Raw genomic sequence first — 24,200 nt, 5'->3', positions numbered from 1 at the left:
ATGGCCGAGACCACACTGACCCGCGAGCGCATCACCGCCGACATTGCCGAAGCCCTCGGCATTACCCCCGACGAGGTCAACCCCACCACTCCGCTGGCCGACCAGGGACTCGACTCACTGCGCACCGTCATGCTGGTGGAAAACTGGCGCGCCGACGGCGCAGAGGTGGACTTCAACCAGATCATGATGGCCCCCACCCTGGATGAGTGGGTGGCCCTGCTGGTCTAATGCCCCGCGGCATCCTTGGCCTTGACCCCACAACCAAGGCCAAGGCCTACCGCACCACCCACCGAGCCGGCCACCGTCAGCGTCGCGCTGTGCACAGTCACACATGATGGGTGGCTGCCTCGCATGCGGCCCTGAATGCCCACACAGCGCCACACCCTCTTTTCCCCTTCCTAGGTTGCCCGCTCATGCTTCATCCGTCCCCTTTGGGGGCGCTTCCACCCAACCCAGAGCTGCCTTCTTTGCGCACGATGCCTGAACCACTAAGACAGGCACCGCCGCACTCAATATGACAGCCACCACAACCGCATCGGAGATGTCTGTTATTTCCCAGCAGGCAAGCATGAAGATGCTGCCCACAAGAAATAGAAGGGCGACAAGAGCGGTGCCTATCCAGGTCCGCTGGTGAGCTACCTTCCAGGCCTCGTCGGATTGCATGGTGCTGGGCAATCGAATGCCCACAATCGGATTCCGCGGCAGGGTTCCCCGGCGGCTCTTCTCTGCAATAAGGGCAAAAAGGAGTGCGCAAAACAGAGAAAGCAATCCGGTCAGGACAGTGATCCACACTGCCATCTTTTCCTTTCCCATCGCTGCCTGGCTTTACCGGAATCCTGGCCGCAACCGACGTTTCATCGCGGGTCGTGGGAACTGCGGTCATCACCGGTCCCACTACGCGTCCCCACGGCGCACACCCACAAGAACCTCGGCGTTTTGGTGTGAAACTAGATTCCCAGGATGCTCGTTTCCCCTACAATCTCGTCCACGCTTCGGCCCGTCACACCCGCCACGACCCTGGCCAGCTCCTCATGCCTGCCCAGCGTCACAAGCAGAGCCTTTTCACCGGCGTCAATCTCCACCACGGGACCCCTGCCGCAGCCCACCATTTCCGTCGGCCCGCGATGTACAGGCCAAAAAGCCAGCGGGTAGTCCAGGACGTCGCAGCATTGTTCACCAGGCGTATGGAACGCACCTGCGCGGCATCCACCTTAAAGATGCGAATGCCGCAGACATACACGCACAGGACCCCACCTTCGGCACATTTTGTGGAGACGTTAAAGATGGCGCACGAAAATCCAACGAGGGCAAAAACGCCACACCAGATATAAAAGCTGATCCCTCCAAGGAACAGGAATACCAGCCCAAGCCCCCAGAGAAGTGCGGCCATCAAGGCCCTAGTCGGGCCCGGGGCCCAGGCGAGTTCATGAAACGTGAGTTTGTCCACCATGCGTACCTCACTGTGCGTTATGTATTTTCGCGTCACCGCCCCACCAGCTTGGCGCTCTGCGTGATCGTGGAGGTGTTGGCCCCAAAGTAGCAGGACACCCGCCGATGGCCCTGCTCGCGCGGCTGCCCGGCAACGCCTACCGGGCAGGCGAGGCTAGTCAGCGCCGGTAGCCTCCGGGTACTGGCGTGATCCCGCCGCCCACCACCGGGCGAAGGCATTGCCACCCTGCTGCTGGAGGTGCGCCGGGTCGCCCACGCAGGCCAGCTGGCCTGCCTCCAGGACGGCCACCTGATCGCACGCCGCCGCAGTGGCCGGCTGGTGGGTGACCACCACACACGTGCGGCCCTGCTCGCGCACGGCCGCGATGAGGCTGCGCTGTTCCGCATCGGTCATCGCGGCCGAGGGCTCGTCCAACACCACGATGGGGGCCTGGCTGTAGAGCACCCGCGCGATGCTGACCCGCTGGCGATCCTGGTCCGGCAATTCGCTGGCTTGGGCGCCCACAACATAATCCAGCCCGCCGGGCAGCACGCTCACCGTGTTAGTCAGCCCCGCCGCGCGCACGGCATAGTCCAACCGTGCGGCATCGATAGGTGTGGCTGCCGCCCCTCCCCCGGTGAGGTCGCTCGCCGTGATCGTAGTGCGGATGCTCGCGCTGAGCAGGATGGGTTCTTGGGGCAGGTAGCTCACGCGGCGTCGATAAGCATCGCGGTGCGCGCGCGACTCGCACCACCCTTCCGCGATGATGCGGCCCTGCTGCGGGTGCTCGAGCCCCGCGCACAGGCGGATCAACGTGGTCTTGCCCGCGCCGGACTGCCCCACGATGCCCAACACCTGGCCCGCGGGCACGCGCAGGGACACGTTGCGCACCACGGGCGCATCGGCCGCGTAGCCCCACGAGACCTGATCAACGCTCAATTCGCCGGGATGGCGTGGCCGCGGTGCCGGCTCGACGGTGGCCTGGTCAAGGGGTTCGCGCGGTTGGGCAAAGAACTCGTTGAGCTTCAGGGCCGCCACGGTGGCCTGCTTCCAGCCATCGATGATGGAGGCCACCTGCTGGACGGGGCCGAAGAGCTGTCCGGCTAACAACAGCAACGCCGCGCACACCCCCACCCCCAGCTGGCCCGCGGCGATCTCGCGCGCGCACAGCCACACCACCAGGGCCGTGGTGACCTGCGCATTAAACGCCACGAACGGGAAGTAGAAGGCCATCGCCTTTTGCGCGCGCAGCCGCGCCCGAGCGTAAGTATCAGACAACGCCGCAAAGCGGTTTCCTGCCTGCCGGGCCTGCCCACTGCGCATCACGTGATCCCGGCCGCGCGTATCCTCATCCAGCGCCGCGTTGACCTGGCCCATGTGGCGGCGCGCCCGGGTATAGCTGCGGTCCAGCACCACATTGAACACCACCGTCGCCCCCACCACGATCACCACGTTGGTCAACGCCACGCTGGTCACCCCAGGGGCGATAACCAGCATGGATACGGCCACCACAACGATGGTGATGAGTGCGGACAGCGCCGGCGCCAGCCCCTGCTGCAAAAATCGGGCCAAGGATTCCACATCCGCGACCACCTTGGTCAACACCTCGCCGCGGCGCGTGCTGCGAGCAATCCCCACCGGGGTGAGCACCACCTGCTGGGCCGCAAGACGCCGCACCTGGCGCTGCACCGTTTCTGCCGCCGTGGCACACACGATTGCCTGCACGCAGTCGATGATCGCCCAGGCCACCACGATGGCCACTGCAAGAAGCAACCACCGCGTGGGGTAGGCGGCATCCTGCGGCGGGGAGGCGCTGGTAAGCACGTGATCGTACACCCGCGAGAAGCCCACCGTGAGCCCCGTGGTGATCAGCATCAACAGCGCCGCGCACACAAAACGCCACCCCGAGCGCGCCACCAGGGTGCGCACCCGCAACGCCTGTTCTTCCGTGACCACCTGCGCGCCGGGGCCATCCCACACAGAGCTCAGCTGCGGTGTTCGCGCCTGCGCGTCGGCGGCCGGCTGCGCGTCTTGCACCGGAGCCTCCACCAGCACCGCCTCCGGTATCGCACGCGCCACCGCGGCGGCATCCGTGGTCACCACGATGACGCCCCTGCTGCTTTGCGACGCCCCCACGGCCCGCCCCAGCCGCCCAAAGACCTCCGCAGCGGTCACCGGATCCACCGCCGCCGCGGGCTCCTGCAACACCAGCCACGGGGCCTGCGAATACCATGCGCGCGCCACGGCCAGGCGCGCCCGTTGGCCCCCGGAAAGATTCTCCGCCCCCTCGGTCAGCTCATAGTCCGTACCGCCGGGTAGCTGCGCTATGAGCGCATCAAGACCCGCAACCCGCAGCGCCGCCTGTCCCCGTGCGGCGTCCCACTCCTGGCCATCGCACAACGCCTGCGCGATGCTGCCCGTGGCAAAGAAGGGCGCGCGCCCCACGGTGACTACCTCGCGCCAATAGGACTCCAAAGACAAATCCTCTACCGCGCACCCACCCAGGCGCACCGAACCGGGGCACTGCGAGGCTTGCTCGCTGCGCGCTAGCAACGCGCAGACGTGTTCCACCTGCGCCGACGATGGACAATCCACCACCAGCACCGCACCAGGGCGCACCCGTATAGGCGGCTGTTGCTTGGTCAACGCCAGCTCCATGTCTGCGCCCTGCGGGGCAGGACGCCCAGCGCTCACATCCACCGCCGGGGCGGCTAAGACCGCAGCCACCCTGTTCATGCTGGGCACCGCCCGCGACAGGTTAATCACATACATGGCCAGCACCCGAGTCGGGCCCACCAGCATGCCCAGATACAGGGAAAACGCGACCAACGCCCCCACATCCACGGACCCGCGAATAACCAACAGCGCGCCCACACCCACCACGGCCAGCTGCCCACACCAGGGGATGACCTGCAAAGCCGCGGACAGGGGGGCCTGCGTGCGCGCCAAACTCATCCGCGCCTGATACAGCCTGGACGTGACCTCCTTGACCGCGGCGAGGCCGCGGTGCTGCAACCCCTCCGACACAATCAAGGTATGCGCGGACACCAGCTCGGCGACGAGCTGGCCGAACACGCTGAACAGGTCTTGGACCTGTCCGGCGACATCGGTAACCACAATGCGCACTCGCGCCACCACGCACCCGAAGACCACGACCGTCAGCACGACAATGAGCGTCAACGGCACCGAAAGCCACAGCATCAACCCCAGGCCCAGGGTGTAATAGACCGCCACGGCGACGGGCACGGGGATCATGGTCAAGACCAGCTGGATCTGCTGCAAATCCGAGTTGGTCCGCGTCACAATCTCGTGTGGGCTCAGCAATCCCGACTGCGCCGCCGAGCTGTTCTGTGCGGCGGCGTACATGCGCACCCGCAGCCGGTGTTGCACATCCAGCGACAGCTTCCCGGCGAACCATCGGCGCACATAATCGCCCGCAAAGTCCACCGCGGCCAGCGCCACGATGCCCAGTGCGCACCAGGTCACTCGATCGACGCGCTGCACCACGGCGTCATTGAGCGCCCCTCGCGTCAGCAGCGGGGTGAGCACCATGCCGCTGACGCTGATCACCGTGACCGCGAGAATCCACCACAATTGCCGCGCGTGATGGCGAACTTCGGCCACTATGAGCCGCACACCTGGGCCGACCATCTATCCGCGCTGCCGGGAGGTCAGGTCCGCCAGCTGCTCAACCACCTGCGCCGGGCTGGGCATCTGCGCCATCTCTGCGCGCACGCGCCGCGCGGCCTCAGCCAGCTGGGCGTCATCCAGCGCGCCTGCCACCAGCTGTGCGGTCAGGCCGTCCTCGCCGGGGATGAGCCCGCAGCCGGCATCGGCAACAAGCCGAGCGTTGAGCGGCCGGTCCGCCCCCTGACCAAAGACAATCTGGGGCACCCCGTGGTGCAGGGCGGTCAAGGTATTGCCCGCCCCGCCGTGGTGGATGAACAGGTCTGCATCATCGAGCACGCCGCCGGGGAACCAGTCCACCACGCGCACATTGTCCGGCAGGCGCTCCGGCAGCTCGGCGCGCGCGTTGTGGCGCAGTTGGATGACGTAGTCCACGTCGGCTACGGCATCGTCCTGGCCGTTGAGGATGGTGGCGAGCAAGCCCAGCCCATCGACCATCGGCTTGAGCGTGCCCAGGCTCACGGCCACCCGGCGCGGGGTCCGTGCTGCATCCGATTCAGCATCGTCCTGGGTATGGCGCGGCCACAGGTTTCCTACCACGGCGCCGCCGTTGTAGGGCACGTAGCGCATGGGCAGGCACTGCGGGGCGGGGCATTCCAACACGGTCATGCTCGGCGGGGCGACGTCGATCCACGCGCGATCGGCCGCCAGGTCCGCTACCTGAAGGCCCAGGTCCGGGCGCGCGTCCAGCAGCGCCTGGGTGACCACGTCCACGTGGTGGGCCTGGTGGGCAAAGCCGACGGTCTGCATGACGGTGGGGATCTCGTGGCGGGTCCCCAGCACGCGGGCGCACACGCCTAAGGGTGGGTAGATGATCAGGTCCGGGTGCCAGTCCTGGATGAGGGCATCGGCGGCGTCGATAAGCAGGTCGCTGAAGAAGGGGAAGCCCATGGGGCGGGTGCCGGCGTGGGCCTGCTTGCGCTTGTCCTCCCAGCGGGCGTACTCCGCGTCGGCGTCGCAGTCGGGGGCGGCGTCATAGGCGGCTAGCCCGGCGTGGGCGACTTTGGTGGCCATGGCACCGGCGGTGGCCACGATGGTGCGGGCTCCTGCGGTGCGGAAGGCTTGGGCCAGGGTGATGATGGGGTAGGTCAGTCCATAGAGCGGTGGGGCGATGAAGAGGACCTTCACTAGGCGCCTTTCTTAACAAGCGGCGGCTCGGCGGCCGCGTGGGGTGTGGGGAAGCAAAGCAACACGAGAAGGCTTTCCACGCGCCGCACTAGCGTGCAGCGCAGGGAATGCCTCGGTTAGGTTTAGCAGCAATTGGTTTTCCTGACCTAATCCTGCTGGCCACTACCCCCATATAGCGCTACCCCTACTCCGCAATGTAGGTATTCGCGCAGGTCATTGACCTAAAAGCGGTTATCATGGCCACCACACCCGGCGTCCAGGAAGCTTGCACGCAGCGCAGCTATCGCGTAGGAGTTAACTAGGTTGCGCAAAGCTCACCACATTCTCCGGGCGTGATCGACTGCGCACTCCGTGTAGAAACCGTGGCAGCGCCGCGCCTCACCCGGCCGGCGTCACCACACGCCCATCGTCGATAGACCTCCCCACCCAAGGAGATACACACCCATGACTACCCTTTCTGCCCGGCGCGGCTGGATGCGCGCCCTCGCGCCCGCCGCAATCCTGTCCGTGGGCCTGATTTCCGCGTGCAGCAACGCCGGCACCGGATCCACCGACTCCACCGAGGCCGCCGGAGCAACCCAGTCCAGCGCCGCCAGCAGCTCTGCACAGTCCTGCCTGGACGACAAGCGCCACACGATGTCCCAAACAGCGCTACCCGACGGCTGGGTGCGCGTCACCGCTGACTACACCAGCACCGACCTGCACGCCACCCCCTCCCTGCCCACCACCGTCACCGACGGCACCGGCACGAGCGTAGAAATCCACGACGCCTCCCGCATCATCTCCGCCGGCGACGGCGTCTCCGCCACCCTGGGCGCCCTGGGCCTGGCCGGCAACATCGCCGCCGCCCCGGAAAACAGCACCTCCCCGGAGGGCGAATGCGCCCCGGAGCACTTCGCGTTTAACAAGTCCACCGGCGCCGAGGGCCTGCTGGCCATGAACGGCACCCTGTTCATTGGCGATAACTCCAAGCGCCACGGCGACGTGGCCAAGCAGTTCCGCGACGCCCACACCGACGCGGTGGTGCTCGACGATAAGAAGCCGCAGGTAGAAAAGATCCAGGACGTCGCCGACTTCGTTGGCGCCGCGGACACCGGCAAGGAGCTCGTCGCGGCGATCAACAAGGACTTCGACGAGGCCAAGAAGCTCGTCGCCGACAATGATCTGGGCTCCCTGCGCATCATCCAGGTCACCGCCACCGGTGCGGGCGGGCAGAACTCCGTCGCCGGCGTGGGCGCGCCCGGCACCGAGCTGGTAGAAACCCTGGGCCTGACCAGCGTGGGCAAGGAGTCCGGCTTCCGCGGATTCTCCCGCGAGTTCAGCAACGAGGGCATCTTGTCTTCTGCCCCGGACGTGATCATCCTGGCGGAGTCGGACTTAAGCAAGTGGGGCGGGGCCGACGGCCTGTTCGAGGCCTTCCCCACCCTGAAGGACACCCCTGCCGGAACGGCCAACCGCATCATCGTGCTGCCGGATTCCTTCATCCGTTACACCAGCCCGCAGATCGGTGAGGGGGCCCAGGCCCTGGCAAAGGCGCTCCTTGACACCAAGAAGTAAGGAACCCCAGGCGGAGGTCCGCCGCATCCCCCTGGCGCTGTTCTTGGGTATCGGTGTGGCCCTCCTCGCCGTGGTGGCGGTGGTCTCCGTGTCCATCGGCCCGCTGCGCATCCCCTTTGACCAGGTGTGGACAATCGTCGGTGCCGGCCCGCAGCCGGACGCCGCGCTGGGAATCAACCCCCGCGACTCCTCCGTGGTGTGGTCGCTGCGGCTCCCGCGCGTGGTCATGGGCGTGATCGTGGGCGCGGGCTTGGCCATATCCGGCGCCGCGCTGCAAAGCCTGTTTAACAACCCGCTGGCAGACCCCGGCATCGTGGGCGTGACCGGCGGGTGTTCGGCAGGCGCGGTCGCGGCGATCGTGCTGGTTGATTCGGCCACCACGTGGACGGTGCCCATCGGGGCATTCGTCGCCGGCCTGTCCGTCACCCTGCTCATCTATGCGCTGGCGCGCCCGGGACGCAACCACGGCACCGCGCGGATGCTGCTGGTGGGCATCGCGGTCGGCGCTGCCTGCCAGGCGGTGGTGGGATTTTTGACCTACACCGCCGATGAGAAGCAGCTGCAATCGCTGGTGTTTTGGCAGATGGGCTCGCTGGGCAAGGTCACCTGGCCCCAGCTGGGCGCCGTCAGCCCCGTCTTTGTGCTGGGCGTGGTGCTGGTGGTGTTCTTGGCCAAGGCCTTGGACGTGCTCACGCTCGGCGAGCGGGAGGCCCAACACCTGGGTCTGGACGTGCGCCGCGCCCGGTTCCTGGTGATCATTGTCACCGCGCTGCTCACGGCGTCTGCGGTGGCCTTCGCGGGCGCCATCGGCTTTATCGGCCTGGTGGTTCCCCACATCGTGCGCTTCATCGTCGGCCCGGGTCACCGCGCGTTGCTGCCAGCATCCGCGGTCGCCGGCGCGGTGCTCATCGTGGCTGCCGACGCCGCCGCGCGCACCATCGCCCCGCCAGCAGAGGTGCCCATTGGGCTGTTCACCGCCGCGGTGGGCGCCCCGTTCTTCCTGTTCTTGGTGCTGCGTGAAAAGCGGGTGGTGCGATGAACGCGGATTGTGCAGTCCACGTCGCCGGCGTGACGGTACGCGCCGGGGGCCGGGTGCTCCTCGACGATGTGCACGTGGACTTCCTGCACGGTCAGGTCACGGCCCTGGTGGGCCCCAATGGGGCGGGAAAATCCACGCTCCTTGGGGTCGTGGCGGGAGACGATCCCACCGCGGCGGGCGCTGTGCGCATCGCCGACAAGGCGGTCAACACGTTCCGCCCCAAGGAGTTGGCGCAGGTGCGCTCGGTGATGCTGCAGCGCCACGACGCCCATTTTGGTTTCACCGTCGATGAGTCCGTGGCCATGGGGCGCCTGCCCTACAAGGTGGATCGCCAGGGCGATCGCCGCCGCGTCATCGCCGCCCTGGAGACCACGGAGCTGGAGTCGATGGCACGCCGCTCGGTGACCACCCTGTCCGGCGGGGAGGCCGCCCGGGTGCAATTCGCCCGCGCCCAGGTCCAGGACGCACAGGTGGTGCTTCTCGACGAACCCACCGCCGCCCTCGACCTGCGCCACCAGGAAATCGTGCTCGCCCAGGCACACCGGTGGGCGCGGGAGGGAAAGACGGTCATTGTGGTCCTCCACGACCTCAACGTCGCCGCGCGCTACGCAGACCGCATTGTCATGCTCAAGCAGGGCCGCGTGGTCTGCGCCGCACCCCCGGACCAGGCGCTGACCCCGGAGCGCATTCTCGAGGTCTACGGTCAGCGCGTCCACGTGCTGACCCACCCGGATAATGGCGCGCCCATCATCGTGCCCATCGGACCGCCCCAAAGTTAGCGTGTCCTATGCTAGGGGGACGTGGGGCCGGCCTGGCCCCGCCCCTTGTGTGCCCTTATTGAGTCAGCTTCAGATCTGGATGATGCCACCGCAATGCCCGCTTCTTTTTTCACCGATGACGACCTCATCCGCCGCGCGGAAGACCACAGTCTGCCCGCGTCGGGGGATGCCCTGTGGCAGGAACTGACTTCCGGGGGCACGCCGGTCGTCGATAAGCAGACCAACCGCTGGACATTCCTGTGGCGCACACCGCCGGGCCTGGACACCCCCGAGGCAGTACACCTGGCGCTCAACCGCATCACGGACAAGGACCAGCAGGCGCGCGGCATGATGCTGCCCATCCCGGGCACGGACATCTGGGCGCGCACGCTCATCCTGCCGCCGACGCTGCGCGCCTCCTACTGCTTCAACCCCGTCGCCGCCGGCGGGCAGGTGCGCAAAGGGCCGCCCGCACACAACACCTACGCCGGGTTCCTGGACACCACCGCCACCACCGCGCCCATGGTCCGCGGCGACCAGCCCGGCCGGGGGCTGTCCCTGCTGCGCGGGCCCGGCGCGCCCGCCGACCCGCTGTGGGAAACACACCGCCAGGGCACCCCGGACGCCCCGCCCCACCGCGGCTACACCGTGGCTGACCTGGACTTCCCGGACACCGCCGCCGCGCACCCCGACGCCGAGCTGACCCGCGGCGCCTACCTGTACCTGCCCGCCGACACGGCGGCGTGCGGCCTGCTGACCATCTTTGACGCCCACGTCTGGTTCGACCGCCTTCACCTGCCGGACATCCTGGCCGCCGCCACCGCGGACGGGGTCCTGCCCCCGCTGGCGGTGCTGGGCCTGGCCAACAACTCGGTACCCGACCGCAAGGCCACCCTGGGCGCCAACCCCGTGTTTGTGCACGAGGTCGCCGGCCGGGCCACCGACTGGGCGCGCGCCCAGGCCAAGGCCGCCGGGGTGGCGCTCTCCGGACCGCGGATCCTCGCCGGGCAATCCCTCGGCGGGCTGACCGCGCTGCTCGCCGCCCGCGAGCTGCCGCAGGCCTGGGACCACATCATCGCCCAGTCGCCCTCCCTGTGGTGGGTGCCCGGGGAAAACCGCTTCCCCGCGCACCTCGGCGAGCGCACCATCGACTGGATCACCGGGGAGCTTGCCGCCGCCGCGGCCGGTGCCGGTAGCGCCGAGGCCAGTGGGGTACGGCTGCCGCCCATCCACCTCGACGTGGGCCTGCAAGAAAAGCTCTCCGTGGCGCGCATGCACATGCTCGCCCAGGTGCTCGACACCCCGCTGCACCTCTACGACGGCGGCCACGACTACGCCTGGTGGCGCTGCGCGCTGACCACCCGGCTGCACGCCATTCTCAGCCCCGAATCACTCCCCGATGTCGGCCCCGCCCTGACAGACTTACCCACCACCGCGAAAGGTAGTGCCCAATGACCCCCGGCCAAACCGCCCTCTGGTTCGCCCAGGCCGCCCTGCCGAACAGCAGCGCCCTGCAATGCGCGGAGCTGCTGACCTTCACCGGCGAGGTGGACCCGCAGCTGCTGGGTCGCGCCCTGTGCCACTGCCTGGACGCCCTGCCCGCCTTGAGCGCCTCCTATGAGCTCGACGCGCAGGCCACCCCGCGGGCGGTGCCGGATCCGCAGGCCCGCCCGGCCGCGGAGCATCTGAGCTTTGGCAACCTGGACGCCGACACCGACCCGGTCACCTGGGCGGCCACCACCGTCGCCGCTGCGAAGGCGATGACGGACGGCACCCGCATCGCCGGGCAGCAGCTTCACGGTCACCACATCATGACCACCGCGTCCGGGCAGGTGGTTTGGCTGGCCCGCTTCCACCACATCATCGCCGACGGCTTTGCCATCAACTCGCTGATCCGCTGGGTGGGCCAGACCTACCAGGCGCTGCTCGTCGGCGAGGACCCCGCGGGCGTGGCCTGCCCACTGCGACCCGCCGACCCCGCCGACACCCGCCCCATCAGCGCCGCCGACGAGGACTTTTGGACCGACCCGGCGCGCAGCATTACCGCCAACCCGCCGACCCTGCTGCGGACAGACCGGCCCGCCACCACCGGCCGCCCCATCGCCGCCACCGCGCTGATTAGCGCCCCCACCCGCCGCGCACTGCGCGCCAGCGCCACCGCCTGCTCGGTCAGCGAGCTTGATGTCCTTGCGGCCTTGAGCGCCCACTACACCGCCGCCATGACCGGCGCCGAGACCGTCAGCCTGGGCCTGCCGCTGATGAACCGCCCGCTGGGGGCACGCACCGTGGCCCTCGAACCGGCGGTCAACGTGCTGCCGCTGACGCTGACCCCCCTGGATGCAACCGCCCGCGACCAGAACGCCGCGCAGTCCTACGCCGCGGCGGCGGCCGCGATTGCGGCCCTGCGCGCCCATGACACCATGCGCGGCGAGGAGCTGCGCCGCCTGCTGGGGGTGTCTGACCCCTCCCACCAGTTCACCGGGCCGAGCATCAACCTGCGCCCCTTTAGCCCCGTCTTTTCCTTCGGTCCGGCCAGCGCCGCGCTGCGCACCATTTCGGTGGGCCTGGTCCATGACGTGGAGCTGATCTTCCAGTCAGAGATGGACGGCGGCATGCTCATTCAGGGCCTTGCCCACGGCACCGACGCCGACGAGGCCACCCTGGCCGCCCACATCACCCGCCTGGCGCACCTGGTTAGCGCCGCCGCCCACGCCTCGGCCGACGCGCCGCTGGCCGCCCTTGAGGTTGCTACCCCGGAAGAAAAGGCCACCGTCTTAGGCACCTTCAACGCCACCGCGCATGCCACGGCCCACCCGACCGTGCAGCAGGCCGTGCAGGCGTGCCGGGCCACGGGGGACGGGGGTGGGCTGTGGTGGTCCGGGCAGTGGCTCGACCGCGCCGCACTGTGGCAGCAGGTTGACGCCGTGGCCGCCCGGCTTGCCGAGCTGGGCGCGCGCCCCGGCACGCTGGTGGCCGTGGAGCTGCCGCGCAGCCCCGCGCTGTCTCTCACCATCGCTGCGTGCGCGCTGGTCGGCTGCGCCTGGCTGCCCATCGACCCGGAGCTGCCCGCCGCGCGCACCGCCTACATGCGCAGCATCGCCCACCCGGTGCTGCGCGTGGGCGCTACGCCGGAAGCGGATGTGCACCTGGACCCACAGGTCATCGATCCGGCGCGCCCCCTGCTTACCGACTCCCCCGCCCACCCGGCGCCGGAGTGGGAGCAGGCCAGCCCCACCGACCCGGCCTATGTGCTGTTTACCTCCGGGTCCACCGGAAAGCCCAAGGGGGTGGAGGTGCCGCAGTGTGGCATCGCCAACCGGCTGGAGTGGATGGCCGCCTACTACGGCATCGGCAGCGGCGACACGATCATGCAAAAGACGCACTCGTCCTTTGACGTGTCCGTATGGGAATTCCTCCTGCCCTTCACCCACGGCTGCGCGCAGGCCGTGGCCAGCCCCGACGCGCACCGCGATCCCGCCACGTTGTGCACAGAGCTTGCCGACGCCCGCGCCACCATCTGTCACTTCGTCCCTTCCGCTCTCAAGGCCTTCCTCGCCTGGGCGGATGCCACCAGCGCACCGCAGGACACCCTCCTGCCGGACCTGCGGGCGGTGATCTGCTCCGGCGAGGCGCTGCCTGTAAGCGTGGCCCACCGGGGCGTCGAAAAGCTCCACTGCGCACTGCACAACCTCTACGGGCCCACCGAGGCCTCCGTGGACGTGACCGCCTACACGATCACGGGCACCGAAGACACCGTTCCCATCGGCGCGCCGGTGTGGAATACCCGCTGCTACGTGCGCGATACCGCCGGGCGGATCCTGCCCGTTGGGGCCACCGGGCGGCTGTGGCTCGCCGGCGTCCAGGTGGCCACCGGATACATCGGCCGGCACGAGCTGACCGCCGCCGCCTTCCAGGAAGATCCCTTCGCCGAAGGGCGCATGTATGACTCCGGCGACCTGGCCCGGTGGCGCCCCGACGGGACCCTCGACTACCTGGGCCGCGCCGACTCCCAGGTCAAGCTGCGCGGACAGCGCCTCGAACCCGCCGAGATCGAAGACGTCCTCCACTCCCACCCCGATGTCGCGCAGGTGGCCGTGGGAGTGGTGGGGCTCGGCAGCGACGCTAGCGATAGCACCACGGAGTCTCTAGTCGCCTGGGTTGTGCCCACCCCGGACGCGGCGACCCCCCTGGACACCAGCACGCTTCTCGACCACGCCCGCGCCCACCTGCCCGCCTACATGGTGCCCACCGCCGTCGTCGAACTCGACGCGCTGCCCACCACCACCTCCGGGAAGCTGGACACCCGGGCCCTGCCCCTGCCCGAGCTGGACACCGGCGCAGACGGGCCCGCGCCGGCCACCCCCACCGAGGAACGCGTCGCCGCGGCCATGGGCCGGGTGTTGGGGCGCTGCGGCCACGGGAGCTTAAGCCGCGACGCCCACTTCTTTGAGCTCGGCGGCACCTCCCTGTCCGCCGTAGAGCTCACCGTCGCCCTCGACGGGGCGATCAGCGTGGCAGACATCTTCGCCGCACCCACCGTCGCCGCGCTGGCCACCCGGCTGGAGGCCGGTGCGAGTACCAACGCTGCCGCCAGCGCTGCAACCAGCCCGGAAGGCGCACCGAACGCCGGGCCCTCCGGCTTCGACCCCTTCCTGGTGCTGCGCGAACACCGCGACGGGGTGCCGCTGTACTGCCTCTACCCCGCAGGCGGGCTGAGCTGGTCCTACACCGGACTGCTGCCGCTGCTTACGGATGCGCGGCGGGGCGTCATCCTGGCCCAATCGCCCGGGCTGCTGCCCCACACCGCGCCGGCGGACACCTTAAGCGCCGCCGCCGCACTCGTGGTCGCCGACATCCGCGCCCGGGGCCTGACCCAGGTAGACCTGGTCGGCTGGTCCGTCGGCGGGGTGCTCGCCCAAGAGGTTGCCGCCCAACTCGAAGCCGCCGCCGCAGGCTCCACCCACACCCCCCAGGTGCGCCGCCTGTGCCTGCTCGACGCCTACCCCGCCGAACTCTGGCAAGGCCGGCCCGCCCCCACCCACCACGAACTCCTCCAAGGCGTGCTGACCATGGCCGGGCGCGACTGGGCCGAGGAAGGCGACGAGCTGGACGAATCCCACGTCATCGCCGCCCTGCGCGCCAGCGGCGGCGCCTTCGGCGCCCTGCCCGAATCCGTCCTCGGGGCAATTACCACCATGATCGCCCACAACGCACGCATCATGCGCGAACACACCACCCACCCGTGGTCCGGCACCGCCGACTTCTTCCGCGCCGAACGCAACCCCGAACACATGGACCACACTATTTGGCAGGACTACCTGGGCGGACTGCGCGTCCACCGCCTCGACGTCACCCACCCGGGACTCGTTGCCCCAGACAGCCTGGCTGCCGTGGCAACGGTCCTCAACGCCCCCGCTTAACACACCCACACCACCTAAGAAGGAACACACCGTGAGCACAGATCCACTACCCAGCGGCGCCCCCGCCGCTGCGCCCTCCCGTGACGGGGACGCCCTGCGTGGCGCCGGGGGCGTCGATAAGCAGGGCGGGGTAACCACCCGCCTGCCCGGGGCGATCATTGCCATCTGCGGGGCGGCGATCGCCTTCGATGGCTACGACATCGTCGTCTACGGCACCACCCTGTCGCGCCTGCGTGACGAATGGGGCCTCGACCCCAGCACCGCCGGACTCGTCGGCTCCTCCGCCCTCGCCGGCATGCTGCTCGGCGCGATCCTAGTGGGCAGCTTCGCCAGCCTGTGGGGACGCAAACGCACCTTCCTGGCCTGCCTGATCTGGTTCAGCGTGCTCATGGCCGCCTGCGCCGCCGCCGGCGGGCCCGTACTCTTCGCCGTCCTCCGCTTCCTCGCAGGCCTAGGCCTCGGCGGAGTCATGCCGCTGGCCGCCGCACTGACCACAGAATTCGCCCCACCCGGGCGCCGCGCCGTAGCCTACGTGCTCATGCAATCCGGCTACCCCATCGGCGGGGTCGCCGCCTCCCTGATCGCCATGTGGGTCATCCCCAACCTGTCCTGGCACTGGATGTACCTCATCGGCGCCCTACCGCTGATCACCGTCGTCCCCGCCGCCTGGAAATGGCTACCCGATTCCCGCGAAGATGCCGCAAGCAATGACCACACCGCCGGATTGCGCATCATCTTCGCACCCCACCTGCGCGCCATGACCATCGCGTTCTGGGCAATCAGCTTCTGCTCCCTCCTCTTCGTCTACGGCGCCAACACCTGGCTGCCCGCACTCATGGAAGCCAACGGGCACGCCTTCCGCAGCTCACTGGCCTTCCTCATGTGCTTCAACGCCGGCGCCATCATCGGCGGCATCGCCGCCGGGGTGGTGGCAGACAAACTCGGCTCCCGCATCGTAGTCACCGCCTCCTTTATCATCGGCGCCGTGGCCATCTGCGCCTTCGCGTTCGTAGGCTCCACCGCCGTACTGCTAGGCATTGCCATCTTCGCCGGCTACGGAGCCGTGGCCACCCAAACCCTCATCAACGGCTGGGTGACCCGCTCCTACCCCGCCGCCGCACGCACCACCGGCGTCGGCTGGTCACTGGGCATGGGCCGCCTCGGCGCCATCATCGGGCCCTGGGTCACCGGCGTGCTCGTCGCCTCCACCGGCGCCAGCCAAGCCCCCTTCCTCTTGTTCGCAGCCACCGCGCTCGTCGGCGCGGGGCTGTCCTGGATCCTACGAAAGGCAGGTTCATAAACCATGAAACTCCGCTCGCGATTTGCCTGCGCACTCGCCGCAGTGGCGCTGGCCGCGCCGCTGGCTACGGCTGCTGTGCCTTCGGTGCCTGGGTTGCCTTCGGTGCCCGGGTTGCCTGGGGTGCCGCCGGTCGCGGAGGGCTCCTCCGCCCCCGCCACCGTGGCCCCCGACGCCCCCACCGTGCTCATCATCCCCGGCCAATCCGTAGGCACCCTGCCCTACGGCCCCCTAGCCAACTCCCTGCGCACCGCCGGCTACAACGCCCGCATCCTCGACCTCGCCGGCACCGACCTGCGTGCCGACGCCGCCGCCATCGCCGCCGAAGTCACCTCCATCCGGGCAACCAACCCCCACGCCCGCATCTCCCTGGTAGGCCACAGCGCAGGCGGCATGAGCGCCCGCGAATACCTCGTCCATGGCGGCGGGGCCGGGATCATTGAGTCCTACATCGCCATGGGCAGCCCCCAATACGGCAGCCCCGGCGCCTGCGTCCAACAAGGCCTCGCCCGCGACCTCTGCCCCGGCTCCGACTTCCTCACCGCCCTCAACGCGGGTGACGACACCCCCGGCACCACCCACTACTACTCCCTGCGCTCCGCCCACGAATGGGCCGACGGGCGTCTCGACGGCGGCCAATGCCGCATCACCCCCCTACCGCTGCCCCTGTTCGGCCTCGGCGGCGGCGGACTCCACCACTCCCTAGAACCCCTGCAACACGAGGCCATCGCCGCCGTGATCACCGCCCTAGGCGGCACCTGCGCCGGCGACTTTGTCACCGAGCCCGACGGCGCCATCCGCTGGCAAGACACCGTCTTCCAGGACGGCCTATAGATTCCCTTCTTCCCGGCGGCAGCCCGTGCGCACTCCTCATGCTGTGCGCACGGCCTCTTGTTTTTCTAGAGCGAGGGGCTGTGGGTGGCTGTGGTCTGGGGGGCGCGGGGCGTCGCTACGCGTTACTGCGCTGACACTGGGCGTTTCGAGTGACGGTTCCGGCGTGCGCCTGCCGTGCCCCCGCCGTGTCCCCGCCGTGCGCCCTAATGCGACGTGTGACTGGTGGGGTTTACACGGTGCACAAAACACCCCCAAAACGGCCGCTTTTCACCCCCGAAAACGCACTCGGCCAGTCACACCAGTCACACGGTGCAGAGGCAGGGCTCCGGACGACCACCGATTGCTAAGACCCGGGCTGAGAAAACCGCGGGGGCAGTCCCCAACAGCGCTTCGGCCGCAGTCGGCGGCCCTCCACATGCGACGTGTGACTGGTGGGGTTTACACGGTGCACAAAACACCCCCGAAAAGGCCGCTTTTCACCCCCGAAAACGCACTCGGCCAGTCACACCAGTCACACGGTGCGGGGACGAGGCTCCTGTCCCCCCCTTTGCCGTGCCCCAGTCCCGCTTATCGACGCCGCGTGCTCCGCGCGCACCACTGGTCTCGACATCGGGGATCGCCAAGGCGGTAGACATAAGGGAACAACGGCGTGGCGGTACAGCATTACCGGTAGACTCGCTCACTGCAGTGGCCCCGCGCCGGTAGTCACGCACTTACGCCACAAACTCAGAACGAAGGAAGGCAGGGAAACGACATGGATCTCCATCAGCTCACCAAGTGGTCCCTCATCTGCGCCGCCATCTTGGTCGTCGTGGGCTTCCTCCTCGGCGATGCTGCGTGGGGTCTTTCAGCCGCAGCGATTCTGTTGGCGATGTACGCAGTCAGTGTGTTGGTAAGTACCTGGCGCCGGAAATAGCGCCCGGTGCCCATCGATAGCGGAGCACAGCTCTGATTGTGGGGAGCGCAACGCACCGGGGCGTCGATAAGCGAAAAAAGCCCCCAGGAAGAACCTGGGGGCTTGATCTTTATCGAGCTAGCGCAAAATTACTTGGCCTTCTCGATGATCTCGACGAGACGGAAGTGCTTGTCCTTGGACAGCGGCCGGGTCTCGGCGATCTGGACGCGGTCGCCAACGCCGGCGATCTCGTCTTCGTCATGCACCTTCACCTTGGAGTTGGTGCGCATGGTCTTGCCGTAGAGGGCGTGGCGCTTGCGGTCTTCCAGCTCAACGACGATGGTCTTCTGCATCTTGTCAGAAACCACGTAGCCGATGCGGACCTTCTGCGCGCCCTTTTCCTTCTTGGTCACGTTTGCCTCACTCATTTAAGCCTCAGCTCCCGGGACGACGGACAGGCCCAGCTCGCGCTCGCGGATCACGGTGTAGATACGGGCGATGTCGCGCTTGACCGTCCGCAGTCGGCGGTTGTTGGTCAGCTGGCCGGTGGCCTTCTGGAAGCGCAGGTTGAACAGCTCTTCCTTGGCCTCGGTCAGACGCGTGGTCAGTTCCTCGGCGGACAGCTCGCGGAATTCGTGTGCGGGGGTACCGGTAGCCATTAGAACTGGTCCTCCTTTTCGATGATGCGGACCTTGCACGGCAGCTTCTGGCCGGCGCGGCGCAGGGCCTCAACGGCGACGGCGCGATCCGGGTAGCTCATCTCGAACAGGACACGGCCCGGCTTGACGTTGGCCACCCACTTCTCCACGGGGCCCTTACCGGAACCCATACGCACGCCGAGCGGCTTCTGGGTCAGGGGACGGTCCGGGAAGATGTTGATCCACACCTTGCCACCACGCTTGACGTGGCGGTTGATGGCAATACGAGCGGCCTCGATCTGACGGTTGGTCACGTACGCCGGCTCGAGGGCCTGGATGGCGTAGTCACCGAAGGTGATGCGGTTGCCACCCTTGGACACGCCGCGACGGGTCGGGCGGTGCTGGCGGCGGTACTTGACACGCTTAGGAATAAGCACGTTTAGCCCTCCTGCTTCTTCTCAGCGCGCTGACGACGCTGCCCACCACGACGCGGGCGACCGGCGCGGTCTCCACGGTCGCCGCGGCCGCGGCGCTCGGACGGTGCGTTGATTTCGCTCTCGCGGCGGCCACCGACGACGTCGCCCTTGTAGATCCACACCTTGACGCCGATGCGCCCGAAGGTGGTGTGGGCCTCGTGGAAGCCGTAGTCGATTTCGGCGCGCAGCGTGTGCAGCGGAACGCGGCCTTCGTGGTAGCGCTCGGTGCGGGACATTTCGGCACCGCCGAGACGCCCGGAGCACTGCACCTTGATGCCCTTGACCTGCGGCTGGCGCATCGCGGACTGAATGGCCTTGCGCATGGCGCGGCGGAAGGCGACGCGGCCGGCGAGCTGGTCGGCGATGTTCTGCGCGACGAGCTGAGCGTTGGCGTCAACGTTCTTGACCTCGAGGATGTTGAGCGCAACCTGCTTGCCGGTGAGCTTTTCCAGCTCGCGGCGAATGCGGTCAGCCTCGGAGCCGCGGCGGCCGATGACGATGCCCGGCCGGGCGGTGTGGATGTCCACGCGGACGCGGTCGCGGGTGCGCTCGATCACGACGTCGGCAATGCCGGCGCGCTCGAGTCCCTTGGAGAGGAACTCGCGGATCTTGATGTCTTCAGCGACGTAGTCTTTGTAGTTCTTGTCGGCGTACCAGTGGGACTTCCAGTCGGAAGTGATACCCAGCCGGAGGCCGTGGGGATGAATCTTCTGGCCCACTACTTGGCCCCTTCCTTCTGGCTCTCAACAACCACGGTGATGTGGCTGGTGCGCTTGCGGATCTGGTAGGCACGGCCCTGGGCGCGCGGCTGGAAGCGGCGCATGGTGGGGCCCTCGTCGGCGTATGCCTCGGAGATGACCAGCGTGCGGCGGTCCAGGCCGAAGTTGTTTTCGGCGTTCGCGGCTGCCGAGGCGACGACCTTGGCCACCGGCTTGGCGGCGCCCTGGGGGGCGTACTTCAGGATGGCCAGGGCCTCGGAGACGGACTTACCGCGGACCAGGTCGATGACGCGGCGGGCCTTCATCGGGGTGACGCGAACGTAGCGCGCGGTGGCGCGTGCGGAGGTGATGGTGTCACTCATCGCTTATCGACGTCCCTTCTTGTCGTCCTTGACGTGACCCTTGAAGGTCTTGGTGGGGGCGAACTCGCCCAGCTTGTGTCCGACCATCGAGTCGTCGACGAACACCGGCACATGCTTGCGGCCGTCGTGGACGGCGAAGGTGTGACCGATGAAGTCGGGCAGGATGGTAGAACGGCGCGACCAGGTCTTGATGACCTGCTTGGTGCCCTTTTCGTTCTGAGCATCGACCTTGTTGAGGAGGTGCTCATCGACGAACGGGCCCTTCTTCAGGCTGCGTGGCATTGTGACTTACCTCCTCTTAGCGCTTCTTGGACCGGCGGCGACGCACGATCATGTTGTTGGAGTATCGGTTCGGGTTGCGGGTGCGGCCTTCCTTCTGGCCCCACGGGCTGACCGGGTGGCGGCCACCCGAGGTCTTACCCTCACCACCACCGTGCGGGTGGTCGACCGGGTTCATCACAACACCACGGACGGTCGGGCGCACGCCCTTCCAGCGCATGCGGCCGGCCTTGCCCCAGCGGATGTTGATCTGGTCGGCGTTGCCAACCTCACCCACGGTGGCGCGGCAGCGGATGTCCACGCGGCGGATCTCGGAGGAGGGCATACGCAGCACGGCGTAGGAGCCTTCCTTACCGAGGAGCTGGATGGACGCGCCAGCCGAGCGGGCCAGCTTGGCGCCGGCACCGGGCTTGAGTTCCACACCGTGGATGGTGGTACCGGTGGGGATGTTGCGCAGCGGCAGGTTGTTGCCCACCTTGATGTCGGCGTTGGGGCCGGCCTCCACGACGGTGCCCTGCTTCAGGCCCTTGGGGGCGATGATGTAGCGCTTCTCGCCGTCGTAGTAGTGCAGCAGCGCGATGTTCGCGGTGCGGTTCGGGTCATACTCGATGTGCGCGACCTTGGCCGGCACGCCGTCTTTGTCGGCGCGGCGGAAGTCGATCACGCGGTAACGACGCTTGTGTCCGCCGCCCTTGTGACGAGTGGTGATGTGGCCGTGGGTGTTACGGCCGCCGGTCTTGTGCAGCGGGCGCAGCAGGCTCTTTTCCGGCGTCGAACGAGTGATCTCTTCGAACATGGAAACGGAGCTCTGGCGGCGACCCGGAGTTGTCGGCTTGTACTTGCGAATAGCCATAATGGTTCCTTTGCTTCTCGACGTCCTGACGGTTCCGCTTAAGCGGTCGCGCCGCCGAAGATGTCGATGGAGTCGCTGCCCTCGCGCAGGGTGACGTAGGCACGCTTGGTGGCCTTGCGGCGGCCGAAACCAGTGCGCGTGCGCTTGCGCTTGCCCTCGCGGTTGACGGTGTTCACGGAGGCGACGTCGACACCAAAGATGTCCTCGATCGCCTGCTTGATCTGGGTCTTGTTGGAGTCCTTGGCCACGTAGAACGTGTAGGTGTTCTGCTCCATGAGGCCGTAGGACTTCTCAGAGACCACAGGCGCGAGGATGATGTCGCGCGGGTTGTAGATCTTAGCCATTAGTTGTCCTCCTTGTCCGCACCGTTGGCGCGGTTGATGAAGGTGTGCAGGGCCTCGACCGAGAACACAACATCGTCGGAGTTGAGCACGTCATAGGTGTTGAGCTGCTCCGGGACGAGGATGTGAACGTTGGGCAGGTTGTTGGCGCTGCGCTGGGCGTTCAGGTCCTCCGCGCCGACGACGAGCAGCACGCGCTTGCGGTCAGTGATGCGCTCGATGAAGGCGCGAGCCGACTTGGTGGACGGCTTCTGGCCCGGGACGAGCTCTTCAATGACGTGGATGCGCTCGTTGGCAGCACGGTTGGTCAGGGCGCCACGCAGGGCGGCAGCCTTCATCTTCTTGGGGGTGCGCTGCGAGTAGTCACGCGGCTGCGGGCCGTGAACGATGCCGCCGCCGGTGAAGTGCGGCGCGCGGATCGAGCCCTGGCGGGCGCGGCCGGTGCCCTTCTGACGGAACGGCTTCTTGCCGCCGCCACGGACCATGCCACGCGTCTTGGTGGCGTGGGTGCCCTGGCGCTTGGCAGCCAGCTGCGCGGTGACAACCTGGTGCATCAAAGCAACAGATGCCTCGCGGTCGAAGATCTCCTCCGGGAGCTCAACCTGGCCGTTGGTCTTGCCGTCCGCGGTGAGGACGTCCAACTTCAGATTGCTCATGCGTGTGCACCGCCCTTCACTGCGGTCTTAACGGTGACAAGGCCGCCACGGTTGCCGGGGATTGCACCCTTGATCAGCAACAGGTTGGCCTCAGCGTCAACCTTCTGGATCTTGAGGTTCTGGGTGGTCACACGGTCAGAACCCATGCGGCCAGCCATGCGCTTGCCCTTGAAGATGCGACCGGGGGTCGCGGCAGCGCCGATGCCACCGACGCGGCGGTGGGCGGCCTGGTTACCGTGGGCGGCACCCTGGCCGGAGAAGCCGTGGCGCTTCATGCCGCCGGCAAAGCCCTTGCCCTTGGTGGTGCCGGTGACGTCCACGAACTCGACGTCGTTGAAGATCTCGACGGTGATGTCCTGGCCAACTTCGTAGCCGGAGACGTCATCCATGCGGATCTCGGTGACGTGGCGGCGCGGGGTCACGCCGGCCTTCTTGTAATGTCCTGCCTGCGGCTTGGCCACCTTGCGGGGGTCAATCTCGCCGTAGGCGATCTGGATGGCGTTGTAGCCATCGGTTTCGGTAGTACGGATCTGGGTGACCACGCACGGCCCGGCCTCCACGACGGTGACCGGGACGACCCGGTTCTGCTCGTCGAAGACCTGGGTCATGCCGAGCTTGGTGCCCAGAATGCCCTTGATCTCGTTTTCACTCATTAGTAATTCTCCGCCAAAGTTTGTCGTCGATCGTCGATCACTGGATGTTCACATCGACGCTGGCCGGCAGGTCGATGCGCATGAGGGCGTCAACCGTCTTCGGCGTCGGGTCGAGGATGTCGATCAGGCGCTTGTGCGTGCGCATCTCGAAGTGCTCGCGAGAGTCCTTGTACTTGTGGGGAGAACGAATAACGGCGTACACGTTCTTTTCGGTGGGCAGCGGCACAGGGCCGACGACGCGTGCACCCGTGCGGGTGACGGTCTCGACGATCTTGCGTGCCGACGCGTCGATCGCCTCATGGTCATAGGCCTTGAGCCGAATGCGGATCTTTTGTCCCGCCACGCTTATCCTCTTCCTCGCTCGGTTCCACATGGGCGGGAGGATGAAAATCCCGCTTCAGAGGTGGAATGTCGCTTCCTGATGTTCTCTATAACGTTGTCCGGAGCCTGGAAATACAGGGCACGATCGGCGCAACGCCAGTTCCTTACTTGACCGTCATGACAAGCCTTCGCGCTGCGTGGGGCACAAGTCCACAAACATCGCACAGGAACCTTCCCCCTGCAATGGAGGAAGCGTCACCGTCGAGTAGAAGGGATAAGTCCCTTGCGTACTGCCGCTGTTTATTTGCCATGCCCCTTCTCCGGTCTCCACGCTCGGGAATGCCGCGTCTCACTGGACCGACCTACCCCGATTGCGGAGCCTTCGTCACACCCAGAGGGTGCGTGCGAAGGTGTCATGTTCACCTCACCATCGGCACCGCATGTGACCTGCGCTTACGCGCAGCACAAGCAGTTGCCGTGTTAAAGCAACCTAGGTAGTAAACCACGTCGATGCCGCAAGCGCAACCCGGGGGATTCGCCCGCCAATCGTGCCGCCGACAGTGCGCCATAGTGCGGGCGCGGGGGACGGGGGGCGTCGATAAGCATTTTTTCCAAATTGTTATAACCCAGCAACAGTGAAGCATATCGCCCGCTCCTGGACATTTAGCAGCCCATCGGGGCCACCTGTATCCACATAGTGCGCCTTTGCCGGCGACGCTATTGGCCGGATATTGCTACGCTGAGAAGTCGAGCCGTGCACCGGCCAGGCAAGAGTAACTAGACTGATTGGTGCACGTGCCGCGCCGTGGATGCAGGCCACTTAAGCAGTACTTTTATTGCATTAGTTACCTACGTGCT

Annotated in this window: 23 protein-coding genes; 9 read left to right on the top strand and 14 right to left on the bottom strand. The window is 67.3% G+C overall.

Annotated features, from left to right (window positions below):
* Positions 1–228, top strand: a complete 228-nt coding sequence (locus LH390_RS01895; protein ID WP_227280859.1) for a phosphopantetheine-binding protein — start codon at positions 1–3, stop codon at positions 226–228.
* A 183-nt stretch (positions 229–411) separates the two neighbouring features.
* Here LH390_RS01895 and LH390_RS01890 read toward each other — a convergent pair whose 3' ends face one another.
* The 3 genes from LH390_RS01890 to LH390_RS01880 form a co-directional block, all read right to left on the bottom strand.
* Positions 412–798 (bottom strand): SdpI family protein, encoded by a 387-nt coding sequence (locus tag LH390_RS01890; protein ID WP_227280860.1) that lies wholly within the window; start codon positions 796–798, stop codon positions 412–414.
* An 805-nt stretch (positions 799–1,603) separates the two neighbouring features.
* A complete protein-coding gene (locus LH390_RS01885) occupies positions 1,604–5,053 on the bottom strand; it encodes an ABC transporter transmembrane domain-containing protein (protein WP_227337385.1) in 3,450 nt (1,149 codons plus the stop codon).
* Between the two features lie 27 nt (positions 5,054–5,080).
* Positions 5,081–6,244 (bottom strand): nucleotide disphospho-sugar-binding domain-containing protein, encoded by a 1,164-nt coding sequence (locus LH390_RS01880; protein WP_227280862.1) that lies wholly within the window; start codon positions 6,242–6,244, stop codon positions 5,081–5,083.
* Positions 6,245–6,688: 444 nt separating this feature from the next.
* Between LH390_RS01880 and LH390_RS01870 the strand changes: the two genes are divergently transcribed.
* The 8 genes from LH390_RS01870 (at position 6,689) to LH390_RS01835 (ending at position 18,065) form a co-directional block, all read left to right on the top strand.
* Positions 6,689–7,801: a heme/hemin ABC transporter substrate-binding protein gene (locus tag LH390_RS01870; protein ID WP_269961669.1), complete on the top strand. Its 1,113-nt coding sequence runs from the start codon at positions 6,689–6,691 to the stop codon at positions 7,799–7,801.
* Positions 7,785–8,840: a FecCD family ABC transporter permease gene (locus LH390_RS01865; protein ID WP_227280863.1), complete on the top strand. Its 1,056-nt coding sequence runs from the start codon at positions 7,785–7,787 to the stop codon at positions 8,838–8,840. The genes LH390_RS01870 and LH390_RS01865 overlap by 17 nt, the downstream gene beginning before the upstream one ends.
* On the top strand, positions 8,837–9,619 hold the full coding sequence (locus LH390_RS01860) for a heme ABC transporter ATP-binding protein (protein WP_227280864.1): 783 nt from the start codon (positions 8,837–8,839) through the stop codon (positions 9,617–9,619). Before LH390_RS01865 ends, LH390_RS01860 begins: the two co-directional genes overlap by 4 nt.
* A gap of 93 nt (positions 9,620–9,712) precedes the next feature.
* On the top strand, positions 9,713–11,053 hold the full coding sequence (locus LH390_RS01855; protein ID WP_227280865.1) for an enterochelin esterase domain-containing protein: 1,341 nt from the start codon (positions 9,713–9,715) through the stop codon (positions 11,051–11,053).
* Positions 11,050–15,018: a non-ribosomal peptide synthetase gene (locus LH390_RS01850; RefSeq protein WP_227280866.1), complete on the top strand. Its 3,969-nt coding sequence runs from the start codon at positions 11,050–11,052 to the stop codon at positions 15,016–15,018. Before LH390_RS01855 ends, LH390_RS01850 begins: the two co-directional genes overlap by 4 nt.
* A gap of 31 nt (positions 15,019–15,049) precedes the next feature.
* Positions 15,050–16,318 (top strand): MFS transporter, encoded by a 1,269-nt coding sequence (locus LH390_RS01845; RefSeq protein WP_227280867.1) that lies wholly within the window; start codon positions 15,050–15,052, stop codon positions 16,316–16,318.
* Between the two features lie 3 nt (positions 16,319–16,321).
* Positions 16,322–17,149: a lipase family alpha/beta hydrolase gene (locus LH390_RS01840; protein ID WP_227280868.1), complete on the top strand. Its 828-nt coding sequence runs from the start codon at positions 16,322–16,324 to the stop codon at positions 17,147–17,149.
* A 754-nt stretch (positions 17,150–17,903) separates the two neighbouring features.
* Positions 17,904–18,065, top strand: coding sequence for a hypothetical protein (locus LH390_RS01835; protein ID WP_227280869.1), 162 nt, complete (start codon positions 17,904–17,906; stop codon positions 18,063–18,065).
* 128 nt (positions 18,066–18,193) lie between these two features.
* On the opposite strand, the gene rpsQ is transcribed toward LH390_RS01835, so the two are convergent.
* The 11 genes from rpsQ to rpsJ are packed head-to-tail and all read right to left on the bottom strand — an operon-like array spanning position 18,194 to position 23,364.
* Positions 18,194–18,472 carry a 30S ribosomal protein S17 gene (rpsQ, locus tag LH390_RS01830; protein ID WP_227280870.1) on the bottom strand — a complete coding sequence of 93 codons (279 nt, stop codon included), beginning with the start codon at positions 18,470–18,472 and terminating at the stop codon, positions 18,194–18,196.
* Complete coding sequence (gene rpmC, locus LH390_RS01825; protein ID WP_227280871.1) at positions 18,473–18,703, bottom strand: 50S ribosomal protein L29; 231 nt, start codon at positions 18,701–18,703, stop codon at positions 18,473–18,475. It abuts the gene before it with no gap.
* A complete protein-coding gene (gene rplP, locus LH390_RS01820) occupies positions 18,703–19,119 on the bottom strand; it encodes a 50S ribosomal protein L16 (protein WP_227280872.1) in 417 nt (138 codons plus the stop codon). The genes rpmC and rplP overlap by 1 nt, the downstream gene beginning before the upstream one ends.
* Before the next feature lie 2 nt (positions 19,120–19,121).
* Positions 19,122–19,877, bottom strand: coding sequence for a 30S ribosomal protein S3 (rpsC, locus tag LH390_RS01815; RefSeq protein ID WP_227280873.1), 756 nt, complete (start codon positions 19,875–19,877; stop codon positions 19,122–19,124).
* A complete protein-coding gene (rplV, locus tag LH390_RS01810; protein ID WP_227280874.1) occupies positions 19,877–20,239 on the bottom strand; it encodes a 50S ribosomal protein L22 in 363 nt (120 codons plus the stop codon). The genes rpsC and rplV overlap by 1 nt, the downstream gene beginning before the upstream one ends.
* Before the next feature lie 3 nt (positions 20,240–20,242).
* Positions 20,243–20,521 carry a 30S ribosomal protein S19 gene (rpsS, locus tag LH390_RS01805; RefSeq protein ID WP_146325605.1) on the bottom strand — a complete coding sequence of 93 codons (279 nt, stop codon included), beginning with the start codon at positions 20,519–20,521 and terminating at the stop codon, positions 20,243–20,245.
* Positions 20,522–20,537: 16 nt separating this feature from the next.
* The gene (rplB, locus tag LH390_RS01800) at positions 20,538–21,371 is read right to left on the bottom strand and encodes a 50S ribosomal protein L2 (protein ID WP_227280875.1); all 834 of its coding nucleotides are present in this window, start codon (positions 21,369–21,371) and stop codon (positions 20,538–20,540) included.
* Positions 21,372–21,409: 38 nt separating this feature from the next.
* Complete coding sequence (gene rplW, locus LH390_RS01795; protein ID WP_227280876.1) at positions 21,410–21,715, bottom strand: 50S ribosomal protein L23; 306 nt, start codon at positions 21,713–21,715, stop codon at positions 21,410–21,412.
* Positions 21,715–22,368, bottom strand: a complete 654-nt coding sequence (rplD, locus tag LH390_RS01790; RefSeq protein WP_227280877.1) for a 50S ribosomal protein L4 — start codon at positions 22,366–22,368, stop codon at positions 21,715–21,717. Before rplD ends, rplW begins: the two co-directional genes overlap by 1 nt.
* The gene (rplC, locus tag LH390_RS01785; RefSeq protein WP_227280878.1) at positions 22,365–23,021 is read right to left on the bottom strand and encodes a 50S ribosomal protein L3; all 657 of its coding nucleotides are present in this window, start codon (positions 23,019–23,021) and stop codon (positions 22,365–22,367) included. Before rplC ends, rplD begins: the two co-directional genes overlap by 4 nt.
* A gap of 37 nt (positions 23,022–23,058) precedes the next feature.
* Positions 23,059–23,364, bottom strand: a complete 306-nt coding sequence (gene rpsJ / locus LH390_RS01780; protein ID WP_003854291.1) for a 30S ribosomal protein S10 — start codon at positions 23,362–23,364, stop codon at positions 23,059–23,061.
* Between the last annotated feature and the right edge of the window lie 836 nt (positions 23,365–24,200).

Origin of the sequence: Corynebacterium uberis, assembly GCF_020616335.1 — a bacterium.
In the GTDB taxonomy this organism is placed as follows: Bacteria; Actinomycetota; Actinomycetes; order Mycobacteriales; family Mycobacteriaceae; genus Corynebacterium; species Corynebacterium uberis.
The sequence above is the reverse complement of the archived record's forward strand: the minus strand, read 5'-3'. Positions and strand labels throughout refer to the sequence as shown.

What these genes read in the sequence shown, in the direction of transcription:
- LH390_RS01895 (WP_227280859.1), top strand. Translation starts at nt 1, where the DNA reads ATGGCCGAGACCACACTGACCCGCGAGCGCATCACCGCCGACATTGCC.
- rplW (WP_227280876.1), bottom strand. Translation starts at nt 21,715, where the DNA reads ATGGCTAAGATCTACAACCCGCGCGACATCATCCTCGCGCCTGTGGTC.
- LH390_RS01870 (WP_269961669.1), top strand. Translation starts at nt 6,689, where the DNA reads ATGACTACCCTTTCTGCCCGGCGCGGCTGGATGCGCGCCCTCGCGCCC.
- rplD (WP_227280877.1), bottom strand. Translation starts at nt 22,368, where the DNA reads ATGAGCAATCTGAAGTTGGACGTCCTCACCGCGGACGGCAAGACCAAC.
- rplV (WP_227280874.1), bottom strand. Translation starts at nt 20,239, where the DNA reads ATGAGTGACACCATCACCTCCGCACGCGCCACCGCGCGCTACGTTCGC.
- rpsQ (WP_227280870.1), bottom strand. Translation starts at nt 18,472, where the DNA reads ATGAGTGAGGCAAACGTGACCAAGAAGGAAAAGGGCGCGCAGAAGGTC.
- rpmC (WP_227280871.1), bottom strand. Translation starts at nt 18,703, where the DNA reads ATGGCTACCGGTACCCCCGCACACGAATTCCGCGAGCTGTCCGCCGAG.
- LH390_RS01855 (WP_227280865.1), top strand. Translation starts at nt 9,713, where the DNA reads ATGCCCGCTTCTTTTTTCACCGATGACGACCTCATCCGCCGCGCGGAA.
- LH390_RS01860 (WP_227280864.1), top strand. Translation starts at nt 8,837, where the DNA reads ATGAACGCGGATTGTGCAGTCCACGTCGCCGGCGTGACGGTACGCGCC.
- rpsS (WP_146325605.1), bottom strand. Translation starts at nt 20,521, where the DNA reads ATGCCACGCAGCCTGAAGAAGGGCCCGTTCGTCGATGAGCACCTCCTC.
- rplB (WP_227280875.1), bottom strand. Translation starts at nt 21,371, where the DNA reads ATGGCTATTCGCAAGTACAAGCCGACAACTCCGGGTCGCCGCCAGAGC.
- LH390_RS01840 (WP_227280868.1), top strand. Translation starts at nt 16,322, where the DNA reads ATGAAACTCCGCTCGCGATTTGCCTGCGCACTCGCCGCAGTGGCGCTG.
- LH390_RS01850 (WP_227280866.1), top strand. Translation starts at nt 11,050, where the DNA reads ATGACCCCCGGCCAAACCGCCCTCTGGTTCGCCCAGGCCGCCCTGCCG.
- LH390_RS01835 (WP_227280869.1), top strand. Translation starts at nt 17,904, where the DNA reads ATGGATCTCCATCAGCTCACCAAGTGGTCCCTCATCTGCGCCGCCATC.
- rplC (WP_227280878.1), bottom strand. Translation starts at nt 23,021, where the DNA reads ATGAGTGAAAACGAGATCAAGGGCATTCTGGGCACCAAGCTCGGCATG.
- LH390_RS01890 (WP_227280860.1), bottom strand. Translation starts at nt 798, where the DNA reads ATGGCAGTGTGGATCACTGTCCTGACCGGATTGCTTTCTCTGTTTTGC.